Origin of the sequence: Phyllobacterium sp. NPDC097923, assembly GCF_044760925.1 — a bacterium.
Taxonomy (GTDB): domain Bacteria; phylum Pseudomonadota; class Alphaproteobacteria; order Rhizobiales; family Rhizobiaceae; genus Phyllobacterium; species Phyllobacterium calauticae.
The window spans coordinates 118,878-138,688 of sequence record NZ_JBIWBL010000002.1 but is presented as its reverse complement, the minus strand read 5'-3'; the positions used below and the strand labels follow the sequence as shown (position 1 = coordinate 138,688).

At 60.3% G+C, this 19,811-nt stretch carries 17 protein-coding genes and 1 tRNA gene; 8 read left to right on the top strand and 10 right to left on the bottom strand.

Annotation, left to right across the window (positions count from 1 at the left end; all coding sequences use genetic code 11):
• Positions 1–24: 24 nt before the first annotated feature.
• Together ACIQWS_RS12995 and ACIQWS_RS12990 are read right to left on the bottom strand one after the other, a co-directional pair.
• Positions 25–1,557: a YifB family Mg chelatase-like AAA ATPase gene (locus ACIQWS_RS12995; protein ID WP_403179641.1), complete on the bottom strand. Its 1,533-nt coding sequence runs from the start codon at positions 1,555–1,557 to the stop codon at positions 25–27.
• A gap of 150 nt (positions 1,558–1,707) precedes the next feature.
• The gene (locus ACIQWS_RS12990) at positions 1,708–2,589 is read right to left on the bottom strand and encodes an MBL fold metallo-hydrolase (RefSeq protein WP_403180984.1); all 882 of its coding nucleotides are present in this window, start codon (positions 2,587–2,589) and stop codon (positions 1,708–1,710) included.
• 146 nt (positions 2,590–2,735) lie between these two features.
• Between ACIQWS_RS12990 and ACIQWS_RS12985 the strand changes: the two genes are divergently transcribed.
• Positions 2,736–3,635, top strand: a complete 900-nt coding sequence (locus tag ACIQWS_RS12985) for a LysR family transcriptional regulator (RefSeq protein WP_403179639.1) — start codon at positions 2,736–2,738, stop codon at positions 3,633–3,635.
• On the opposite strand, the gene gshB is transcribed toward ACIQWS_RS12985, so the two are convergent.
• The 4 genes from gshB to ACIQWS_RS12965 all read right to left on the bottom strand — a co-directional run bounded on the left by gshB (position 3,632) and on the right by ACIQWS_RS12965 (position 7,518).
• Positions 3,632–4,573, bottom strand: a complete 942-nt coding sequence (gene gshB / locus ACIQWS_RS12980) for a glutathione synthase (RefSeq protein WP_403179635.1) — start codon at positions 4,571–4,573, stop codon at positions 3,632–3,634. The two genes, ACIQWS_RS12985 and gshB, sit on opposite strands and share 4 nt — an antisense overlap.
• A gap of 153 nt (positions 4,574–4,726) precedes the next feature.
• Positions 4,727–5,044, bottom strand: coding sequence for a septal ring lytic transglycosylase RlpA family protein (locus ACIQWS_RS12975; protein WP_199537995.1), 318 nt, complete (start codon positions 5,042–5,044; stop codon positions 4,727–4,729).
• Between the two features lie 473 nt (positions 5,045–5,517).
• Positions 5,518–6,708: a mannonate dehydratase gene (uxuA, locus tag ACIQWS_RS12970; protein WP_403179630.1), complete on the bottom strand. Its 1,191-nt coding sequence runs from the start codon at positions 6,706–6,708 to the stop codon at positions 5,518–5,520.
• A gap of 33 nt (positions 6,709–6,741) precedes the next feature.
• Positions 6,742–7,518 carry a GntR family transcriptional regulator gene (locus tag ACIQWS_RS12965; protein WP_403179627.1) on the bottom strand — a complete coding sequence of 259 codons (777 nt, stop codon included), beginning with the start codon at positions 7,516–7,518 and terminating at the stop codon, positions 6,742–6,744.
• Positions 7,519–7,819: 301 nt separating this feature from the next.
• Between ACIQWS_RS12965 and uxaC the strand changes: the two genes are divergently transcribed.
• From uxaC to ACIQWS_RS12935, 6 genes are all read left to right on the top strand, one after another.
• Positions 7,820–9,220: a glucuronate isomerase gene (uxaC, locus tag ACIQWS_RS12960; RefSeq protein WP_403179623.1), complete on the top strand. Its 1,401-nt coding sequence runs from the start codon at positions 7,820–7,822 to the stop codon at positions 9,218–9,220.
• A gap of 23 nt (positions 9,221–9,243) precedes the next feature.
• Positions 9,244–10,752 carry a mannitol dehydrogenase family protein gene (locus ACIQWS_RS12955; RefSeq protein ID WP_403179618.1) on the top strand — a complete coding sequence of 503 codons (1,509 nt, stop codon included), beginning with the start codon at positions 9,244–9,246 and terminating at the stop codon, positions 10,750–10,752.
• A 91-nt stretch (positions 10,753–10,843) separates the two neighbouring features.
• On the top strand, positions 10,844–12,022 hold the full coding sequence (locus tag ACIQWS_RS12950) for an ABC transporter substrate-binding protein (protein ID WP_403180980.1): 1,179 nt from the start codon (positions 10,844–10,846) through the stop codon (positions 12,020–12,022).
• Positions 12,023–12,083: 61 nt separating this feature from the next.
• On the top strand, positions 12,084–13,151 hold the full coding sequence (locus ACIQWS_RS12945; RefSeq protein ID WP_403179615.1) for an ABC transporter ATP-binding protein: 1,068 nt from the start codon (positions 12,084–12,086) through the stop codon (positions 13,149–13,151).
• A gap of 8 nt (positions 13,152–13,159) precedes the next feature.
• Positions 13,160–14,062: an ABC transporter permease gene (locus ACIQWS_RS12940; protein WP_403179612.1), complete on the top strand. Its 903-nt coding sequence runs from the start codon at positions 13,160–13,162 to the stop codon at positions 14,060–14,062.
• A gap of 2 nt (positions 14,063–14,064) precedes the next feature.
• A complete protein-coding gene (locus ACIQWS_RS12935; RefSeq protein ID WP_223614012.1) occupies positions 14,065–14,910 on the top strand; it encodes an ABC transporter permease in 846 nt (281 codons plus the stop codon).
• A 46-nt stretch (positions 14,911–14,956) separates the two neighbouring features.
• Here ACIQWS_RS12935 and ACIQWS_RS12930 read toward each other — a convergent pair whose 3' ends face one another.
• Together ACIQWS_RS12930 and ACIQWS_RS12925 are read right to left on the bottom strand one after the other, a co-directional pair.
• On the bottom strand, positions 14,957–16,483 hold the full coding sequence (locus tag ACIQWS_RS12930; RefSeq protein ID WP_346307869.1) for an altronate dehydratase family protein: 1,527 nt from the start codon (positions 16,481–16,483) through the stop codon (positions 14,957–14,959).
• 82 nt (positions 16,484–16,565) lie between these two features.
• Positions 16,566–16,745, bottom strand: coding sequence for a hypothetical protein (locus ACIQWS_RS12925; RefSeq protein ID WP_288191847.1), 180 nt, complete (start codon positions 16,743–16,745; stop codon positions 16,566–16,568).
• A gap of 148 nt (positions 16,746–16,893) precedes the next feature.
• On the opposite strand from ACIQWS_RS12925, the gene ACIQWS_RS12920 reads away from it, so the two are divergent.
• Positions 16,894–18,417: a P-loop ATPase, Sll1717 family gene (locus tag ACIQWS_RS12920; protein ID WP_403179605.1), complete on the top strand. Its 1,524-nt coding sequence runs from the start codon at positions 16,894–16,896 to the stop codon at positions 18,415–18,417.
• A gap of 496 nt (positions 18,418–18,913) precedes the next feature.
• On the opposite strand, the gene ACIQWS_RS12915 is transcribed toward ACIQWS_RS12920, so the two are convergent.
• Both ACIQWS_RS12915 and ACIQWS_RS12910 read right to left on the bottom strand, forming a co-directional pair.
• Positions 18,914–18,998: transfer RNA gene (locus ACIQWS_RS12915), tRNA-Leu, on the bottom strand.
• 192 nt (positions 18,999–19,190) lie between these two features.
• Positions 19,191–19,811 (bottom strand): 2,3-bisphosphoglycerate-dependent phosphoglycerate mutase, encoded by a 621-nt coding sequence (locus tag ACIQWS_RS12910; protein WP_403179603.1) that lies wholly within the window; start codon positions 19,809–19,811, stop codon positions 19,191–19,193.

The window sequence follows — 19,811 nt, the reverse complement described above, 5'->3', positions numbered from 1 at the left end:
GTCCGGCATTTGCTTTTGTACATTTCACGCCGCCTCGTTGGCTGCGTCCTGTGCCATCCGGTAGGAAATAGCCTCAGCCACGTGAATGCGCCCGACGGCTTCGGCCCCGTCAAGGTCGGCCAATGTCCGCGCCACCTTGAGAATCCGGTGATAGCCGCGTGCGGAAAAGCGCATCTGTTCGGCAGCCTGCTGCAGGAGTGCCTGGCCGGGCTTGTCTGGCCGGGAAACCTCCTCGATCAACGCCGCGGGGCAATGGGCGTTCACTGTCACGGCGGGCGATCCCATTTGTTCGTAGCGGCGTCTTTGCAGGTCCCGGGCGCGGGCAACGCGCAGTGCGACCGATGCGCTGCTTTCGGCAATGGGGCGGCGGATGAGATCCGCGGCACTGACGGCGGGAACGTCGATGCGAAGGTCGATGCGGTCAAGCAGCGGACCCGAAATGCGGGCCTGGTAATCCTGGCGGCAGCGTGGCCCCCGGGCGCAGCGGTGTCCCGGTTCTCCGGCCATGCCGCAGCGGCAGGGGTTCATGGCGGCCACGAGCTGGATTTGCGCCGGATAGGAAATACGGTGATTGGCGCGGGCGATCATGCATTCTCCGCTTTCCAGCGGCTGGCGCAGGGAATCGAGCACCTGGGGCGCGAATTCGGGAAATTCATCCAGAAACAGCACGCCGCGATGGGCGAGGGAGACTTCACCGGGGCGGGCACGTATGCCGCCGCCGACCATCGCCGCCATGGAGGCGGAATGGTGCGGTGCCCGGAACGGCCGCCGGTCGGTGAGCCTGCCGCCCGGCAATTCGCCAGCGACCGAAGCAATCATCGACACCTCGAGCAATTCGTGCGGCAGCAGCGGCGGCAGGATGGACGGAAGCCGCTGCGCGAGCATGGACTTTCCCGCGCCGGGCGGTCCGATCATGAGGAGGTTATGGCCGCCGGCAGCGGCAATCTCCAGCGCGCGCCGGGCGCCTTCCTGTCCTCTGATATCGCTCAGATCGGGCAGATCGGCTGCATTGGTCTGCAGGCACGGTTCAGGGCGCGACAGCACCTGATGGCCGCGAAAATGATTGGCGAGACTGATCAGGCTGCGCGGCGCCAGAATATCGATCTGCGCGCCCGCCCAGGCAGCCTCGGGTCCGCAGGGGGCGGGGCAGATCAGGCCGCGCTCCTGCCGGTTGGCGGAGATCGCGGCAGGAAGAACCCCGGCCACATGGGTGATCGTGCCATCGAGCGATAGTTCGCCGAGAACGACATAGGCGTCCAGCACATCGGCGGGAATGGCGCCGAGCCCCGCCATCAGGCCCATGGCGATCGGCAGGTCGTAATGGCTGCCTTCCTTGGGCAGGTCCGCCGGCGCGAGGTTGACGGTGACCTTCTTGGGCGGCAGGGACAGGCCGGAGGCATGCAGCGCCGCCTGCACGCGTTCGCGGCTTTCAGCCACGGCCTTGTCGGGCAGGCCCACAATATGGATTCCCATCTTGCCGGGGGCGATCATCACCTGCACATCGACAGGTTGGGCCTCAATGCCCTGAAATGCGACGGTACGCACGCGGGTGACCATCAATCGTTCCTTGAAAATATCACGTCAGAAAATGAACAATGCCAATAACGGCACCTCATCACAATTTGCGTGGCATGACAAGAACGTTAGGAGAACAACCGGCCCGCACCGGGGATGGAATTCGGCGCGATGCGGTTCAGCCGGGGACCATCAGCCCCATTTCATCTCGCCCTTGGCGACCTTGGCGCCCAGCTCAAGCGATGAGACATCGAGCAGGTCGGGGTAATGCGCCTTCATGGCGGAGATCAGTTCGCCGCTGGTCTTGGCTTTCCCGGCTTCCGTGTTGAACGTCTCGAGATAGTTCCGGGTGAATTTTACCGCCTGAAGTCCCTGCGGGGCACCGGCAACCTGATGCGACGGCACGACGATCCGGGGATTGCGCGCCGCCATTTCATCAAGCACGGCAATCCACTTCTTCCGGTCTTCCACGGCCGGCTCGTCCGCAACCCAGACATGGACGCCTGAGGAAACCAGCACACCGCCGAAAACCGCTTCAAGCCCGGGCACCCAGAGATAGCGGCGATCCTTCATATCCTTGATGGTGACGATCTCGATCCTGTTTCCCTCCAGGTCGAGCGAGGACAGGTCTGAGGCTTCCGGAATGACGACATCCGCCAGCACCTTCGGTCCATTGTCCTTGAGCTGCGGCCCCCAGACGTCGAGCTTGCCCTGCACGTTGCCCTTGATGGCGTCCACGGTGGCGTGCGCCGCAAGGACTTTTGCCTTGGGGAAGGCATCGACGATGGGACGCAGGCCAAAATAGTAATCGGGGTCGCTGCAACTGATGTAAATCGTTGTCAGGGTCTTGCCGGTCGCCTTGATCGCATCGGCAACCATGTGTCCATCGGAGAGTGTGAACCCGCCATCGAGCAGGATCGCTTCCTTCTCGCCGGTCAGGAGCACCGGGGTGCGGCGGAAACCGTTCTCATCCGCCTGGAAATAGGTCCATGCCAGCGTGGAAGCGGCCCTGGCCGCAATGGCGCCCAGCGGCTGCAGGGCCGCCACGGCACCGGCTGCCAGGAGGGATTTCATCGTATCGCGTCGTGTCAGAAGGGTTCGCACGTCTCGGTCCTCGCTCGGTTTCTCACTGTGGGGCGTATAGTGACATGGACGAGTTTCTTGAAAAATCCCGATCAAAATGACAGACTGTATGATTATTTCGTATAATAAGGCGTGTCATGCCCGCGGTCAGTTTCAACAGGTTCATCTATTTCGTCACCGTGGTGGATATGGGATCGTTCACCGCCGCCGCCGACCGGCTGGGTGTCGCCAAGGCCGTCGTCAGCCATCAGGTGTCGAAGCTGGAGGAGGAACTTGGCACGGCGCTCCTGATCCGCACGACACGGCGGCTGCGGACGACGGAGGCGGGGCGGCGCTTCTACGAACGTTGCATCGTCGTCCTGCGCGAGGCTGAAAACGCGATCGAGGAGGTGTCGTCCGAGACCGGAACACCTGTCGGGACCCTGATGCTGACAGCGCCGCTGGATTATGGCGCAAAAGTCGTAGCGCCGGCACTGGCGCTTTATCTTCAGCGCCATCCGCAGATGCAGGCCGATCTCACCTTCACCGATGTCAAATTCGATCTGGTCGACAATGAGCTTGATCTCTCCATCCGTGTCGGCTGGCTGGAGGATTCCAGCGCGCAGGCCCGGCGGATCGGCACGTTCGAGCAGCATCTCGTCTGTTCGCCCGCCTATGCCGGACAGATCGGTCGCGTTGCGCATCCCGGCGCGCTCGAAGCGGCGAAATGGATCGCCAACGGGGCGCTGAAGGAACCGTTGCGCTGGCTGTTTGCAAAAGGCGATGAAAAGGTGGTTGTGACGGGCAGGTCCGTTGTCAGCGCCAATGGCACCGAGGCAAGCTATGTCTGCGTCCTCGCCGGTATCGGGCTCGCCGTCATGCCGGACTACCAGGTGGTGCAGGATATTGCGGCCGGCCGGCTCGTGCGCCTGCTGCCCGGCTGGTCATTGCCGGCGGGCGGCATTCACGCGGTCTATCCGCCGGCCAAATACAGGCCGGCGCGCGTGCGCGCCTTTGTCGATATCCTTGAGGCGATGGAGCGGGAACGGAGGAGTTAGCGCCGCTTGGCCTCGACAGCGTCCCAGAACAGCGCGGCGATATCGGCGCCGCCGAAGCGTTTGACTTCGCGTATGCCCGTCGGTGAGGTCACATTGATTTCGGTCATGTAGTCGCCGATGACATCGATGCCGACGAGAATGAAGCCGCGCTCCCGCAGGGAAGGGCCGATGCGCGCGCAGATCTCGCGCTCGCGTTCCGTCAGTTCGGTCTTCTCGGCCCGCCCGCCCACATGCATGTTGGAGCGTGCATCGCTTTCCGATGGCACACGGTTGATCGCACCGACCGGCTCGCCGTCGATCAGGATGATGCGCTTGTCACCGGCCCGCACATCCTTGAGATAGCGCTGTGCAATGATCGGCTCGCGGAACATCTGGCCGAACATTTCCAGCAGCGAGGTCAGGTTGCGGTCGCCATCGGCAAGATGGAACACGCCGGCGCCGCCATTGCCGTAGAGTGGCTTGAGGATGATGTCGCCGAACTCCTTGCGGAAGGCCACGATCTCCTGCGGATCCTTGGTGATCAGCGTATCGGGCATGAGGTCGGGGAATTCGGTGACGAAGATTTTTTCCGGGCTGTTGCGCACCCAGGCCGGATCGTTGACGACAAGCGTTTTCGGATGGATGCGCTCGAGCAGATGCGTCGTCGTGATGTAGTTCATGTCAAAGGGCGGGTCCTGCCGGAGCAGCACCACATCCATCTCGGACAGGTCGCGGGAAACCGGTTCACCCAGGGTGAAGTGGTCGCCTTCCACATCGCGGACCTGCAGGTCTTCCACCCGCGCGCGAACGATGCCGTCGCGCATGCTGAGCCGGTCCGGCGTGTAGTGATAGAGCGCGTGGCCGCGGGCTTGCGCCTCGAGGCACAGGGCAAAGCTCGTATCGCCTGCAATGCGGATCGAATTGATATGGTCCATCTGGACCGCGACTTTCAATGCCATGGAACGTCCCCCGACAGGATTAGGAGTGCTGACATGGCGATGTCACGTTCAATGGTCAAGGTCAATCCTGCACCGCGATCAAGATATTGTAGAGGGCAGGATAGCGCGAAGAGGCCGCATCCCTGCCTTCCGGCGGGGATGCGGGAAGGTCTATCAGAGCTTGGCCATGCAGATATTGGTATGGCCCGCGCCAACGAAACCCAGACGGTTTGCAGCGCCCTTGGAAAGATCGAGCACACGGCCCTTGATGAACGGGCCGCGGTCGTTGATGCGCACGACGATCGACTTGCCGTTGCGCTGGTTGGTAACCTTCACCTTGGAACCGAAAGGCAGGGTGCGGTGCGCGGCGGTAAGAGCGGAGGGGTTCATGCGCTCGCCGGAAGCCGTCTTGGAATGAAGCGCGTACCAGGAGGCACCGCCACAGGCAGAACCGGCGTTCGCCGAAACGATACCAAACATCAGAAGAAGCATGGTTGCAGTAAGTACCTTACGGATACTTGCAATGGAGACCATATTGAAATTCGCACTTTAAAACGGCCCGCGGCAGGTACTGCCAGACTGAAGACGCACGCATAAGAATGATCATGGGCAAGTAGATCATCACGTGAGTGAGTGATCCATTCTATTTTGGGTAAATGTGTCCTCGAGGTGGCCCGAAAGGGAAATATCGGTGAGCAAATCCCGCAAGATCAGCCAAGTCATTCAAAAAATTTGTCTTATTATGACTCAAAACGTGATCAAGGATGCTTGCATCCGTGGAACTATTGCCGCCGTTCCCTTTGAAATATGGCGGTAATGTGATCAATACTGAACGAAAGCCTAAACGAAGACTCTGAAATCCCCAGTTTCGGGCCAAATGTGTTAAGCGGAATTAACGATTGAAAATGAAAAACCCCGGCACATGCATGCCGGGGTTTGCCTCGATATTGGCGCTTGATTGGAATTCAGGCGAGGGCCCCGGCATCCAGCGCGTGGATGATACCGCGCAGTTCGGCCAGGCCGCGCAGGCGGCCGATGGCGGGATAACCCGGCGTGACCTCTTTCGTCAGGTCGTCCAGCATGCGGTGACCGTGATCGGAGCGGAAGATGATGCTGCCGGACCGGTCGCGTTTGCGGTCTTCGGCCAGCAATTCCTTCAGCACGGCGACCATGTTCACATCGCCTTCCAGATGCGCTGCCTCATGGAAGCTGCGGCCGTCGCCTTCCCGGGTGGTGGCGCGCAGGTGGGAGAAGTGGATGCGCGAGGCAAAGCGGCGGGCGATTGCAGGCAGATCATTGTCGGCCCGAACGCCAAGGCTTCCCGTGCAGAAGCACATGCCGTTGGCTGGGGATGGAACGGCGTCGAACAGGGCGGCATAATCGGCCTCCGTCGAGGCAATGCGCGGCAGGCCGAAAAGCGGACGGGGCGGATCATCCGGATGCAGTGTCAGCTTGACGCCGAGATCGTCAGCCACGGGCGTGACGGCTTCGAGGAATTCGATCAGATGCTGGCGCAGTCTGCCGGCGTCGATGCCGGAATAGGCTTCGAGCTTGTCGCGGAAGGCGGGGATGGTCAGCGGCTCGGTTGTCGAGCCGGGCAGCGCGCTGGCGATATTGCGGGTGAGGTCGGCGATTTCCTGTCCGCTCATCCCGGCGTAGAGCGCCGCCGCGATAGCGCGGTCCTCCTGCGAATAGGCCGCTTCCGCATTCGTGCGCTGCAGGATGTGCAGGTCGAACACCGCAAAGGTGTTGTGGTCGAAGCGCATCGCGGTCGAACCGGTCGGCGTGACATAATCGAGGTCGGTGCGGCACCAGTCGACAACGGGCATGAAATTGTAACAGATGACACGGATGTCATTGGCTGCGAGCGCTTCCATGCTGGCAATCCAGGCGGCGATTTCGTGCTTCGCCGCACCGCCGAGGCGTTTAACCGCATCGGGGATCGGAATGCTCTCGACCACCGACCAGGTCAGGGGAATACGCCCGGCGGGGGTGGTTTCGATGAGCGACTTGCGTTCATGTACCTGTTTTTCGGTCCAGGTCTGACCGATCGGTACCTCGTGCAGCGCCGATACGATATCGGTCGCCCCGGCCTGGCGCACATTGTCCAGCGTAACACCGGCTTTTGGCCCAAACCATCTCCATGCCTGACGCATTCAGTCCTCCGTCATTTCGTGTAATCGCCGGGTTCAGACGAATGAGCCCGGGTGGCTTTTTCTCAGTTCATCAATATCGGGAATGACGGCATTCAAATGCTGCTTCATTGCCGCGCAGGCGGCCGGTACGTCATGAATTTCGATGGCATTGCGGATGATCCTGTGCTCGGCAAGCACGTGCTCCATGCGGCCGAGGGCTGGCAGCGTCATGCGGCGGGCACGGTCGATCTGCACTTTCACCGGCTTCAGATAGTGCCAGATGCCGGGATGGCCGGCGATGCCGGCAATCGCCTCGTGAAAGGCCTCGTCGGCTTCGTGGAAGGCACTCATGTTCTGCCGGTCAGCAAAAAACTGCTGGCGCGCCAGAATCTCGTCCAGCCATTCCACATCCTTGGCGGTGGCAACCGCCGCAGCGCGCTCGACGGTCGCGCCTTCCAGCGCCTGCCGGATGACCACGGCCTCCGGGATCAGCGCAACCGGGATGCGGGCAACAAAGGTGCCCGACTGCGGAAAGACATCGACCAGCCCGTCTTCCACCAGCCGGATCAGCGCTTCGCGAACCGGGGTGCGGCTGACGCCAAAGCGTTCCGTCAAAACTTTTTCGTTGAGGGCGGTGCCGGGGGTCATCTGCATGGAAACGATGGCAGCATGCAGTTCGCGGTAGATCGCCGTGGCTGTCGTCATGCGTCCGGCTGGGGCGCCGCGTGTGCCGGATTTGGCGAAACGCGCCGCATTGTCTCGTGCTGAGGCGATGGGTTCAGCCGGTGTCGCCACGGCCAAACTTTTTTCTCCCCGGTTCTGTGCTGCCATTCCAGCGCTCCATTTCCTGTGTCGCGGATGAATCCACCGTCATGAATGGTAGAATTCCGCGCGAAATCATAGTGCCAAAGCCGCGAATGAAACGATTTCAGGGCACATCGATCCAGTTGACATACTAATATATTATTATTTACTCTTCGCCAAGATCGCAAAAGCCGAATGTTCACAAGACACCCAAGGCGGCTCGCGCGGTGCGAAAAGCGCCTCAACAGGGGCAATTTCACGGCTCGGCTCCGGTACACGCAGCGTATGGTGTATCGGCCGGCGTGGAAGATGACAGCAAGGATCGACGATGCCTCTCCACCCAGATCGACTTTTCCCCATCGAAGCCGATGCCCGTTCCATCGCGCGGCGGCTTTTTTCGGACGTCGAGCGCCTGCCCATCATCTCGCCGCATGGCCACACGGACCCGCTGTGGTACGCCCATGACGAGGCCTTTCCCGATCCGGCGAGTCTCTTCGTCAAGCCCGACCATTATATTTTCCGCATGCTGTATTCTCAAGGCGTCAAGCTTGAGGATCTGGGCGTGCCGCGTCACGATGGCGGGCCTGTCGAAACCGACGGCCGCACGATCTGGCGCCTGTTTGCCAAACACTGGTACCTGTTTCGCGGCACGCCGTCGCGCCTGTGGTTTGAACATGCCATGGAAACGGTTTTCGGCATCACGGAGCGATTGAACGAAAGCAATGCCGACCTGCTCTATGACCGTATTGCCGACAAGCTCGGCGATCCGACGATGCGCCCGCGCGCACTCTACAAGCAGTTCGGCATCGAGGTGATTTCGACAACCGATGCGGCGACGGATGACCTCGCGGCCCACGACATCATCCGAAAGTCGGGCTGGGACGGGCGTGTCATTCCCGCCTACCGGCCCGATGCGGTGATCGATGCGGCGCGCCCAGATTTCCGCACGAATGTGGAAAGGCTCATCGCTCTTGCCGGCACGTCGCTGAACTACAAGGGGTATCTCGAAGCGCACCGCAACCGGCGTGCCTATTTCAAGGCGCGGGGCGCCACCTCAAGCGATCACGGCCATCCCAGCGCGCGCACCGCCGATCTGCCCGTCGCTGACGCCGCGGCGCTGTTCGAGCGGGTCCTGCGGCCCGATGTTTCCAATGCGGATGCCGATCTGTTCCGCGCGCAGATGCTGACCGAAATGGCGCGCATGAGTATTGATGACGGGCTGGTCATGCAGCTGCATCCGGGCTCCTTCCGCAACCACAATGCCAGGGTTTTCGCCGGTTTCGGTCCTGACAAGGGGGCGGACATTCCGCGCTCCACCGGATATGTCGAAGAGCTGAAACCACTGCTCGACGCGTTCGGCAACAATCCGCAATTGACCCTCATTCTCTTCACGCTGGATGAGACCAGCTACAGCCGCGAACTGGCGCCGCTTGCCGGGCACTATCCCGCTCTGCGGCTCGGACCTGCATGGTGGTTCCATGACAGTCCCGAAGGCATGCGCCGCTTCCGCGAACTGACCACCGAGACGGCCGGGTTCTACAACACCGTCGGGTTCAACGATGACACGCGGGCTTACCTTTCCATTCCCGCCCGGCATGACATGGCCCGCCGGGTGGATTGCGCTTATCTCGCACGGCTTGTCGCCGATCACCGGCTGGACGAGGATGAGGCGCACACGATTGCCCACGACCTGAGCTGCCGGTTGGCCAAACAAGCCTACCGTCTTTGAAACAGAACAGACGAGATCGCCCGATGGCTCACGCCGACCAGACCTATCTTTCCCCCGCCAGCCTGCCGCAGCTTGCCGGCGGTGTTGCAACTCCGGCCTATGATCGCAGCGCGGTTGAAACCGGTATTGTGCATCTGGGCATCGGTGCCTTTCACCGCGCCCATCAGGCCGTCTATACGGACAGTGTGCTTGCATCGGGCGATACCCGGTGGGGCATTCTGGGTGCATCGCTGCGCAGCGCCGATACGCGCGACGCACTGCAGCCCCAGGGCGGGCTCTATACGGTGGCCGTGCGCGATGGCGGCGGCAGCAGCTATCGTGTGATCGGCAGCATCGGGGATGTGCTGGTCGCGCCGGAAAATCCACAGGCCCTGCTGGACGCCATGAGCAGTCCGTCGGTGCAGATCGTCTCGCTGACGATCACGGAAAAGGGCTATTGCTATTCCCCCGCCTCCGCCTCGCTCGATGAAAATCATCCGGATATCGTCCATGACCTTGCCCATCCCGAGAGACCGCGCTCGGCCATCGGCTTTATCGTCGAGGCCCTGGCCCGGCGCCGCGCCAGCGGCACCGCACCTTTCACGCTCCTGTCCTGCGACAACCTTCCGGCCAACGGGCAGACGCTGAAGCGGGTGGTCACACGCTTCGCCGCATTGCGGGACGCGGAGCTCGGCGCCTTCATTGGGGATAGCGTGGCCTTTCCCTCGACGATGGTCGACCGGATCGTGCCCGCCACGACCGATGCGGACCGCGACACTGTCGCCCGGGATACCGGGCTTGCCGACCGCTGGCCGATCATGACGGAACCGTTCAGCCAATGGGTGGTAGAGGATCATTTTCCATCCGGGCGCCCGGCCTGGGAAAAGGCGGGTGTTACCTTCGTTACCGATGTCGACGCGTTCGAACTGATGAAACTGCGCCTGCTCAATGGCAGCCATTCGACGCTGGCCTATCTCGGTTATCTCGCCGGCCATGAAACCGTATCCGATGCCATGGCGGGAGAAGGTTTTGCCGCGCTGATCGAACAAATGATGGATGAGGAGATCACCCCGACGCTGCCGGGGCTGCCTGGCTTCGATCTTGACGCCTACAAGAAGCAACTGCGCCAGCGCTTCCGTAACCCGGCGCTGCGGCACCGCACATGGCAGATCGCCATGGACGGGTCGCAAAAGCTGCCGCAGCGGCTGCTCAACACCATTCGCGTACGGCTGCGGGAGAATGCCCCCTTTGACCGGCTGGCGCTGGGTGTTGCCGGCTGGATGCGCTATGCGACCGGAACCGATGAACGGGGCAATCCGATTGATGTGCGCGACCCGCTGGCCGGTGAATTCAGGGCCCGTACCACGGGCAAGACATCGGCACCGGCTCTTTTGCAGGCCTATCTCGGCATGGAGCAGATTTTCGGCAGCGATCTGCCCGAAAGCACGGCGTTTTGCCAAGCTGTCGGCAAGGCTTTGACGGTATTGATGGATGAGGGCGCAGCCCGGACGGTGGCCGGGTTTGGCGGCGGGGCGAAAGCGCTTGCTATCTGAAACTGATAGATTAATATATCAAGTAACAAAATGAGTGGCTGGAGGATGGCCACCGATCGCTAAACCGGGAACAATTGGGAGGAAGACAATGATCCGCATCACGCGCAGGCAAGCCATTGGCGGTTTGGCCGTTCTGGCAACGCTACCGGCAACACGTCTCTTTGCACAGGGGAAACTGGCATTGCCGACATCCCCGGTGACGCTCAATGTTGCCGACGTCGCGGGCAATCTCGCCCTGACGCAGAAGGCCATCGAGAACTATGCGGCTGCCAAGCCCAACCTCGTTTCCAAGATCACCTTCACCAAGGCGCCTGCGCCGGAACTTCCGGGGAAGCTGAAGGCGCAGCAGGCGGCCAACCGGCTCGATATCGATCTGGTGCTGACCGGAACCGACGCCCTGTCCGCCGGACTGGAGCAGGATCTGTGGGTCAAGCTGCTGCCGGATCATTCCGCATCGCTGCCCGATCTGAAGGCCATCTACCAGGAGCCGGCGCACCGTATGCTGGCGCTGGGCAAGGATCACGGCGTTGTCGTAACCTATTATCCCTCCGGACCGTTGCTTGAATACATGCCGGACCGGGTGAAGAAGGTCCCAACGACCGTCGAGGAGCTTCTGGCCTGGGCCAAGGAAAATCCGAACAAGTTCCTCTATGCCCGTCCGGCCAATTCCGGTCCGGGACGGACTTTCCTGATGGGGCTGCCCTATCTGCTCGGTGACAGCAATCCGCACGACCCGGTCAAGGGCTGGGACAAGACCTGGGCCTATCTGAAGGAGCTGCACAAATATATCGAGTATTACCCGACCGGCACCGGCGCGCTGATGAAGGAGCTCGGCGAAGGCACGCGTGACATGACGGTCTCCACCACCGGCTGGGATATCAATCCGCGCGTGCTTGGCGTGGTGCCGAAGGAAGCTGCCGTGGCACCGCTGAAGGGTTTCCATTGGGTTGCCGATGCGCACTACATGTGCGTACCGAAGGGCATTGCCGAGGAAAAGCTCGCCGTGCTGCTCGACCTCATGAGCTTCCTGCTCACGCCGGAACAGCAGGCCTATACCTACGATCAGGGTTATTTCTACCCGGGACCCGCAGTCAAGGATGTGCCGCTTTCCATGGCGCCGAAGGAAAGCCAGGATGCCTTGGCCGAATTCGGCCGCAAGGAATATGCCGACTGGATTGCCAACAACCCGATCGAGGTTCCGCTCGATCCCGCCGCCATGGTTGTCGCCTTCCGCCGCTGGGACGAAGATGTCGCCGGCAAGAAGTCCTGATCGATCCATACAATAGCGCCATCCGGGGGAACCCGGATGGCGCGCAATTATGAGGTATCCAATGCTGCTGGCGTCATCGCCATTCCAGGAAATCCGTCTTGACCGCATGAGCCGCGCCTTCGGTTCGCACAATGCGTTGAAGGACGTGTCGCTTTCCATCCGCAAGGGCGAATTCATCGCTTTGCTCGGCCCGTCCGGCTGCGGCAAATCCACCGCGCTCAATTGCATCGCCGGTCTGCTTGCCACGACGGGCGGCGGCATATTCATCGATGACAAGCGCATCGACACGCTGAAGCCCGAGGATCGCGGTTTCGGCATGGTGTTCCAGAACTATGCGCTGTTTCCGCACATGACGGTGCGCCAGAACATCGGCTTCGGCCTGAAGATGCGCAATGTCGCCAAGGCTGAAGCCGACCAGCGGGTAGAGGAAGCGCTCAATCTGGTGCGCCTGCAGGGTCAGGGACATAAACTGCCGGGCCAGCTTTCCGGCGGCCAGCAGCAGCGCGTGGCCATCGCCCGCGCCATCGTCATCGAGCCGCCGTTGGTGCTGATGGATGAGCCGCTGTCCAATCTCGATGCCAAACTGCGGCTGGAGATGCGCGCCGAAATCCGCCGCATCCACAACCAGCTTGGGGCAACGACGATCTATGTCACCCACGATCAGGATGAGGCCCTGTCGCTGGCCGACCGTATCGTTGTCCTGCGCGATGGTGAAATCCGGCAGGTGGGCGCGCCGAGCGATCTCTATGAGCGGCCGGATCATCTCGATGTTGCCGAGTTCATGGGCTACCGCAACCGGCTGACCGGAAAGGTTGTTTCTGTCGACGGCGCGCGCGTCAGCGTTTCCGTGGGCAAAGCCAAGCTCAGCGGCACCGCGCGCGACAGTCTGAAAATCGGCGACGCGGCTGTCGTCGCTGCCCGCGCCGACGATGTGGAAGCAGGCCAGCGCTCGGAACACACGGTGGAAGCCGTGGTCGAGACCATCGAATACCGCGGCCGCGAATTCGTCGGCACGGCCCGCACCGCCGAAGGGCTGGAACTGGTGTTCCACGCGCCGCAGACGGCAGCGCTCGGCAGTTCCATCTGGCTCGCAATCGATCCGGCGCGTGCGCTGGCCTTCGCCGCGTGAGGCCCGGCATGGCTGTCTCCGCTCCCCCCGTCTATAACCGGTTGTCGCTGCGCCAGCGCCTCGCCCTGCGCGGCATTGACGGCGTGACGATCCTCGTTCTCCCGGCCGTGCTGTTCCTGCTGGCCGTATTCGTCTATCCGTTCATTTACGGGCTGGTCCTGTCCTTCACGCCGAAGGAAGGCGGGATGTTTGCCAACTACCAGAAGTTCTTCTCCGATCCCTTCCTTTATGACACCATCCTGACCACGCTCTGGCTCGCCGTTCCCGTGACGGTCATCAGCATCGCCCTGGCGCTGCCCATAGCCTTCCGCGTGCGCCTGATGACCCGCCAGCGGCTGCTGACGACCATTCTGGTTCTTCCCGTGACGCTTGGCACAGTGCTCGTTGCCGAAGGGCTTTTGAACTATCTCGGACCGCAGGGCTGGTTCAGCCGGACACTGATGCTGCTGGGGATGATCGACCGGCCCTTGAAGCTCACCAACAATTACTGGGGTGTGTTTTCCTCGCTGATCATCACCGGCTTTCCCTTCACGTTTCTCCTGACCCTGTCCTACGTCACCGGCATCGATCCGGCGCTGGAACAGGCGGCCGCAACGCACGGCGCAAAGAGCTGGCAGCGCTTCCGTTTTGTCCTGCTGCCGCTGCTGATACCGGGATTGGCCATCGCGTTCTGCCTGTCCTTTGTGCAGGCCTTTGCCGTGTTCCCGTCGGCGGTTCTGCTCGGTGCTCCGGCGGGACCGACCCGCGTCATCTCCATCGCCGCCTATCAGGCGGCCTTCGAGCAGTATGATTATTCCATGGCCTCGGCCATCGCCATGATCATGGCAACCGTACAGCTCACCATCGTCGTGGCGATCCTTGCCATTCGCAATCTCTTCTATCGCGGCTCGACCGCCGGCGGAAAGGGCTGACCATGATCCGCGATACAACCATTGGCGCCAAGCTTTGGATCACCGCCGTCTGGGTGGTGGTCGGCTTCTTCATCGTCAACCTCTTGGCGATGATCGCAACCGTGATCATCTCCTCCTTCGGAACCCGCTGGCTCGGCACATGGCTGCCGGCCGGCTGGACGACGAAATGGTATTTTACCGCCTGGGCCGAATTCCAGCTCAGCGACGTCCTGATCGTGACGTTCCAGATCGTCTTCACGGTCGTCGCCCTCTCCGGCCTGCTCGGGGTCACGGCGGCCTATGCGCTGGCGCGGCGCGAATTTCCGGGCAAGAAGCTCATCATGCTGCTGTTCCTCCTGCCCCTGCTGGTGCCGCCGATCACCTTCGGCATTCCGCTGGCCACGGTTCTCTATCAGGCGGGGGTCGGCGGAACATTCTGGGGCGTGGTTCTCGCCAATCTGGTGCCGACGGTTCCCTTTGTGATCCTTGTGATGATTCCGTTCATCGAGCAGATCGATCCCAAGGTGGAGGCGGCCGCACGCGTCTTCGGCGCCGGCACGTTCCGTCTGTTCCTGCACGTGCTCATGCCGATGCTGCTGCCGGGAATTCTCGCCGCGCTGCTGCTGGTTCTCGTGCGCACGGTGGCGATGTTCGAGCTGACCTTTCTTACGGCAGGTCCGACAAGCCAGACGCTGGTGGTTGCGCTGTACTATTCGGTCTTCGCATCCGGCGTGCGCGCCGTGCAGTCGATTGATGCCATGGCGGTGGTCTATATGGTGACGACACTGGTCTGGCTGCTCATCGCGCTGCGCTTCGTCAATCCGACGCAGATCGTCGCCCGGGCCAAGCAGCAGCAATCGGCGGCCTGATCATGGTCTGAATATGAAAACGGGAGCCATCGGCTCCCGTTTCGGATTACATGGTCGCGCCGATCTGCCACGGCACGAATTCCGCATCGCCATAGCCAAGCAGTTCGGACTTGCTGCGCTCGCCCGAGGCCACCCGCAGCACCTGCTCGAAGATTTCGCGGCCCTTGTCCTCGATCGACACGCCGTCGAGCACATCGCCGCAATTGATGTCCATGTCCTCGATCATCTGGGTATACATCGGGGTGTTGGTGGCAAGCTTGATCGATGGCGTCGGCTTGCAGCCATAGGCCGAACCGCGCCCGGTGGTGAAGCAGAGGATATTGGCGCCGCCCGCCACCTGTCCCGTGGCCGAGACGGGATCGTAGCCGGGTGTGTCCATGAACACGAGGCCGCGCGCCGTCACCGGTTCGGCATAGCCATAGACCGCCTCCAGCGGCGTGGTGCCGGATTTCGCCACCGCGCCCAGCGATTTTTCCAGGATGGTGGTCAGTCCGCCCGCCTTGTTGCCGGGGGAGGGATTGTTGTTCATCTCCATCCTGTTGCGGGCGGTGTAATCCTCCCACCAGGCAATGATGGATTGCAGCCGCGTCACCGCTTCCGGGTTGGAGGCGCGTTCGATCAAAAGATGCTCGGCCCCGTAAATCTCCGGCGTTTCCGACAGGATGGCGGTGCCGCCCTGCTTGACGAGAAGATCGACCGCCGCGCCCAGCGCCGGATTGGCGGTGATGCCGGAATAGCCGTCCGACCCGCCGCACTGCAGCGCAAGCATCAGTTCCGATGCCGGGATGGTCTCGCGTTTCACATTGGCCGCGGTCGGCAGCATATCGCGCACGGCGGCAATGCCCGCTTCCATGGTCTTGCGCGTGCCGCCCACTTCCTGAATGGTCAGGCTGCGGAACGTATCGCTTTCGACGATGTTGTAGGCTTCCTTCCAGCGGCCGATCTGGAACCCTTCGCAGCCAAGGCCGACCATCAGCACGGCGGCGATGTTCGGGTTGGTGGCATAGCCCCACTGGGTGCGCTTGAGCACCTCGTAGCCTTCGCCCTTGACGTCGAGCGCGCAGCCGCCGCCATGCACCAGTGGAATGATGCCGTCGATCGTCGGGTATTCATCGAGTATCCCCGAGCGTTGCACCGCTTCGGCGATGAAGCGGGCGACCGATGCCGAGCAATTGACCGAGGTCAGCACGCCGATGTAGTTGCGGGTGCCCGCGCGGCCATTGGCCCGGCGGAATCCCTGGAATGTCGCCTGCTGCTCAATCGGCAGAATGCCGCCCGCATGGGTTTCGTGGCTGCTGTCGGGCTGGCGGGCAAAGCTGCTGAAATCGAGATTGTGTTCGTGCACCCATTCGCCCGGGGCAATGGGTTTCGACGCCGAGCCGATGATCTGGCCGAATTTGCGCACAGGTTCCCCCAGCGCAATGGGCTTTGATGCAAGTTTATGGCCGCGCGGCACACGGTCTTTGACAGTCACGTCCTCCACATGCTGGCCGGCCTGAAAGGCATCCACCGCCACCACCACATTGTCGGAGGTGTGCAGGCGCAGATGGCGTGGGGATGTAAGCGTGTCCATAAAAGTCTCCTGAGTGGACTGATATATTAATTCGCCGGACGAGAGGTTGCAATGTGTCAAGGTGACCACAAACACCCGATTTTCAGAAACCGACGCCGCCGATACCCGTCACGCCGCGCAGATAGAGGGCAAGCATGATCAAGGCGAGCGTGACGCCGATGCCGGTCCAGTCGATGTGCTTGGTGCGGATGCTGTTGACGATGCTGTAGATCAGGAACAGGACGAGAATGAGCAGTGCGAGAATGATGACAAGCCGGATCATGCGTTGATACTCCGCTGAAACCTTTGCGGCCAGTGTACCGCATGCCGGCGATCTTGCGAAAACAGATTTGGAGGCAGAGAAGTATTAACTCAACATCGAGTAGAGTTCGTGCAGGTGTAAGGACTAGTGTTACCAGAGGTATGACTAAATGAGCACACAGCTGACAGCCATCGAAGTTTTGCGGCAGTCGACTTTTGGTCAGCGCACAGCTGAAGAAGAGCTTGAGCACCTCTCCCGGTACTTCGTCGAAACAGAACACTGGCGGCGTGTTTTTGATGGCGCCGTGGATATAGTCTATGGACCCAAAGGTAGTGGTAAAAGCGCGATCTATAGCTTAGTAGTGAAGAACGAAAGCGTCCTGTTTGACAGGAATATCCTTGCGATTCCCGGTGAGAATCCTCAGGGAGCCGTCGCATTCCAGTCACTCAGAGACGATCCGCCGAGGGATGAGTTCGAATTCATCAGCCTTTGGAAAGTATATATCCTTACACTTTGCGGCAAGGCCTTCAAAGATTACGACCTTCGAAGCGAGAATTGTCAGAAAGTTGTTGATGCATTAGAGCAAGCTGACCTCCTTCCAAAGTCGTTTACACTTTCTAAGGCCCTTAAATACGCCCTCGATTATGTCAAGAATCTCGGGCGCAGAGTTGAGTCCGTGGAAGGTGGATTGAATGTTGATCCAGCAACGATGATACCTGGCGTAACCGGTAAGATTTCACTACGCGAGCCTTCGGCGGCGGCGGCAAAGCTGGGCGCTGTCTCGATAGACGAGCTACTACAAACGGCAAATAGCGCTCTCCGAGAACAGAATCTAACTGTATGGATTTTGCTGGATAGGCTCGACGTCGCATTCTCAAATATGCCAGAGCTGGAGGCAAGTGCGCTACGGGCACTTTTTAAGTATTATCTCGACACGAAACAATTGAGCTCTATCAGGCCCAAAATTTTTCTAAGGACTGATATTTGGCGAGACATCGTAAAGAACGGATTTCGAGAAGCTAGTCATTTGGAGCGCACTCTAACCATCACCTGGCGGAGCGAGGATATACTGAATCTTGTCGTTAAGCGGCTCCTGTCCAACTCAGCAATAGTTCAATACTATGAGGTCGACAAAGATGCGGTTTTGGCGAGAGCTGATAAGCAAATCGATCTGTTCTATCGAGTGTCGCCACGACAAGTGGATTCCGGGCCAAATAAGCCGGACACGTTAAAATGGCTCATTACACGTACGAGCGACGCATCCAAGGCCGCCGCCCCTCGCGAATTGATCCACATGCTAAACGAACTGCGAAACGAGCAGATAAAGAAGCTTGAAAGGGGCGACAAGGTGCCTCCTGAACAGCAACTCTTTGAGCAGACTTCATTCAAAGACGCTCTTCCTATGGTTTCTCAAACTCGTTTAGAACAAACGTTCTATGCTGAGTATGCTCGTTTGAAGCCTTATGTAGAAAAACTACGAGAGAAAAGGGCAACACAAAGCCTACAAAGCCTTTCAGAGTTGTGGGATATCAGCGAGGCCGAGACGTCCACGATAGTTGCCGATCTTGAGGAAGCTGGTTTCTTGGAAAAATTCGGCAAAATGTGGCGCGTGCCGTTTTTGTACCGATCAGCACTTGATCTTGTTCAAGGCGCGGTTGAAAGCCAAGACGAAGAGGTACCTACCTCCGTCTAGAAGCCCACAATTGTTTGAAACAAACGGACGCAAACATACATTGTGCGCAATCCAAATCGGTTTGGCTGAGGCTGTAAGTAGTAGAGGCGTCCTATTCCTCGCGTGTTTGACGTAAGTTTTAACCTTTCCGCCTACTGAATTCCACATGTAGCTGAGAGCTGGCGCAACTTGTGCACCAATCGGAGCAAGATTAAGCTCATTCAACAACACCAAGATGTTGAAAAGAGAAATGGTGCCAATATACGTAGAGGTCTCAACTATCGTTAAATTTGGTGGGCTTCTCACCTGGCTTTACAGCCTTAATTTGGTGCTCGGTCAAAGGCGCATGTTGGTATTCCGTTCTTCCGATGTCGGTTTTTTCAGGCAAGCTCCTCGAATATACCAACAATATATAGGTGCCAACAAACACTCATGAACACTAGACAAGAAAAAACCCCGGAAAACCGGGGCTTTTCTGATCATCCATGGACGTTGGTATACGTCGGACGAATGGGAATGGTGCCCAGAAGAGGACTCGAACCTCCACGCCTTGCGGCACACGGACCTGAACCGTGCGCGTCTACCAATTCCGCCATCTGGGCAGCGGGGTCTCATGTAAGGGGCGGGCGGAACTCTGTCAATCCATTTGTCGGGTATTTATCGACCTATTCTCATTCCGTTGCGCTTGTTGCGGCAAAGACCAGCAAATAAGGGTGAAAAGACCAGCACAAACAACAAACCCGCACCGGTGTTCCGGCGCGGGTTCATGCGAATCACAGGAAAACACCGGCCGATCAGGCGGTCAGGATTTCCTTGGATGCAACCGTCGAATCAGCGTTGAGCGTGTAGATGATCGGAACGCCCGTCGCCAGCTCCTGCGCGATGATCTCTTCGCTGGTCAGGCCTTCCAGCGCCATGATGAGGGCACGCAGCGAATTGCCGTGCGCTGCCACCAGAACCGTCTCGCCGCGCAGCACATGCGGCTGCACATCGTGCAGGTAGTAGGGCCAGACGCGGGCGCCCGTATCGCGCAGGCTTTCGCCGCCGGGCGGCGGCACGTCGTAGGAGCGGCGCCAGATATGCACCTGGTCCTCGCCCCACTTGGCGCGCGCATCGTCCTTGTTGAGGCCGGAAAGGTCGCCATAGTCGCGTTCGTTCAGCGCCTGGTCGCGGATCGTCTCGAGCGCCGGCTGACCAACCTCGTCAAGGATGTGCTGCAGGGTCACCTGGGCGCGCGACAGCACCGATGTGTACGCGATGTCGAAATGCAGGCCCTTCGCCTTCAGCCGCTGGCCTGCGGCCTTGGCTTCGCTGTGGCCAAGCTCGGTCAGGCCTGGATCGCGCCAGCCGGTAAACAGATTCTTCAAATTCCATTCGCTCTGGCCATGACGGACAAGGACGAGGGTTCCGGACAT

Bases quoted from the DNA above. Each gene is read 5' to 3' on its own strand.
- ACIQWS_RS12995 (WP_403179641.1), bottom strand. From the start codon at position 1,557: ATGGTCACCCGCGTGCGTACCGTCGCATTTCAGGGCATTGAGGCCCAA.
- ACIQWS_RS12990 (WP_403180984.1), bottom strand. From the start codon at position 2,589: ATGAAATCCCTCCTGGCAGCCGGTGCCGTGGCGGCCCTGCAGCCGCTG.
- ACIQWS_RS12985 (WP_403179639.1), top strand. From the start codon at position 2,736: ATGCCCGCGGTCAGTTTCAACAGGTTCATCTATTTCGTCACCGTGGTG.
- gshB (WP_403179635.1), bottom strand. From the start codon at position 4,573: ATGGCATTGAAAGTCGCGGTCCAGATGGACCATATCAATTCGATCCGC.
- ACIQWS_RS12975 (WP_199537995.1), bottom strand. From the start codon at position 5,044: ATGCTTCTTCTGATGTTTGGTATCGTTTCGGCGAACGCCGGTTCTGCC.
- uxuA (WP_403179630.1), bottom strand. From the start codon at position 6,708: ATGCGTCAGGCATGGAGATGGTTTGGGCCAAAAGCCGGTGTTACGCTG.
- ACIQWS_RS12965 (WP_403179627.1), bottom strand. From the start codon at position 7,518: ATGGCAGCACAGAACCGGGGAGAAAAAAGTTTGGCCGTGGCGACACCG.
- uxaC (WP_403179623.1), top strand. From the start codon at position 7,820: ATGCCTCTCCACCCAGATCGACTTTTCCCCATCGAAGCCGATGCCCGT.
- ACIQWS_RS12955 (WP_403179618.1), top strand. From the start codon at position 9,244: ATGGCTCACGCCGACCAGACCTATCTTTCCCCCGCCAGCCTGCCGCAG.
- ACIQWS_RS12945 (WP_403179615.1), top strand. From the start codon at position 12,084: ATGCTGCTGGCGTCATCGCCATTCCAGGAAATCCGTCTTGACCGCATG.
- ACIQWS_RS12940 (WP_403179612.1), top strand. From the start codon at position 13,160: ATGGCTGTCTCCGCTCCCCCCGTCTATAACCGGTTGTCGCTGCGCCAG.
- ACIQWS_RS12935 (WP_223614012.1), top strand. From the start codon at position 14,065: ATGATCCGCGATACAACCATTGGCGCCAAGCTTTGGATCACCGCCGTC.
- ACIQWS_RS12930 (WP_346307869.1), bottom strand. From the start codon at position 16,483: ATGGACACGCTTACATCCCCACGCCATCTGCGCCTGCACACCTCCGAC.
- ACIQWS_RS12925 (WP_288191847.1), bottom strand. From the start codon at position 16,745: ATGATCCGGCTTGTCATCATTCTCGCACTGCTCATTCTCGTCCTGTTC.
- ACIQWS_RS12920 (WP_403179605.1), top strand. From the start codon at position 16,894: ATGAGCACACAGCTGACAGCCATCGAAGTTTTGCGGCAGTCGACTTTT.
- ACIQWS_RS12910 (WP_403179603.1), bottom strand. From the start codon at position 19,811: ATGTCCGGAACCCTCGTCCTTGTCCGTCATGGCCAGAGCGAATGGAAT.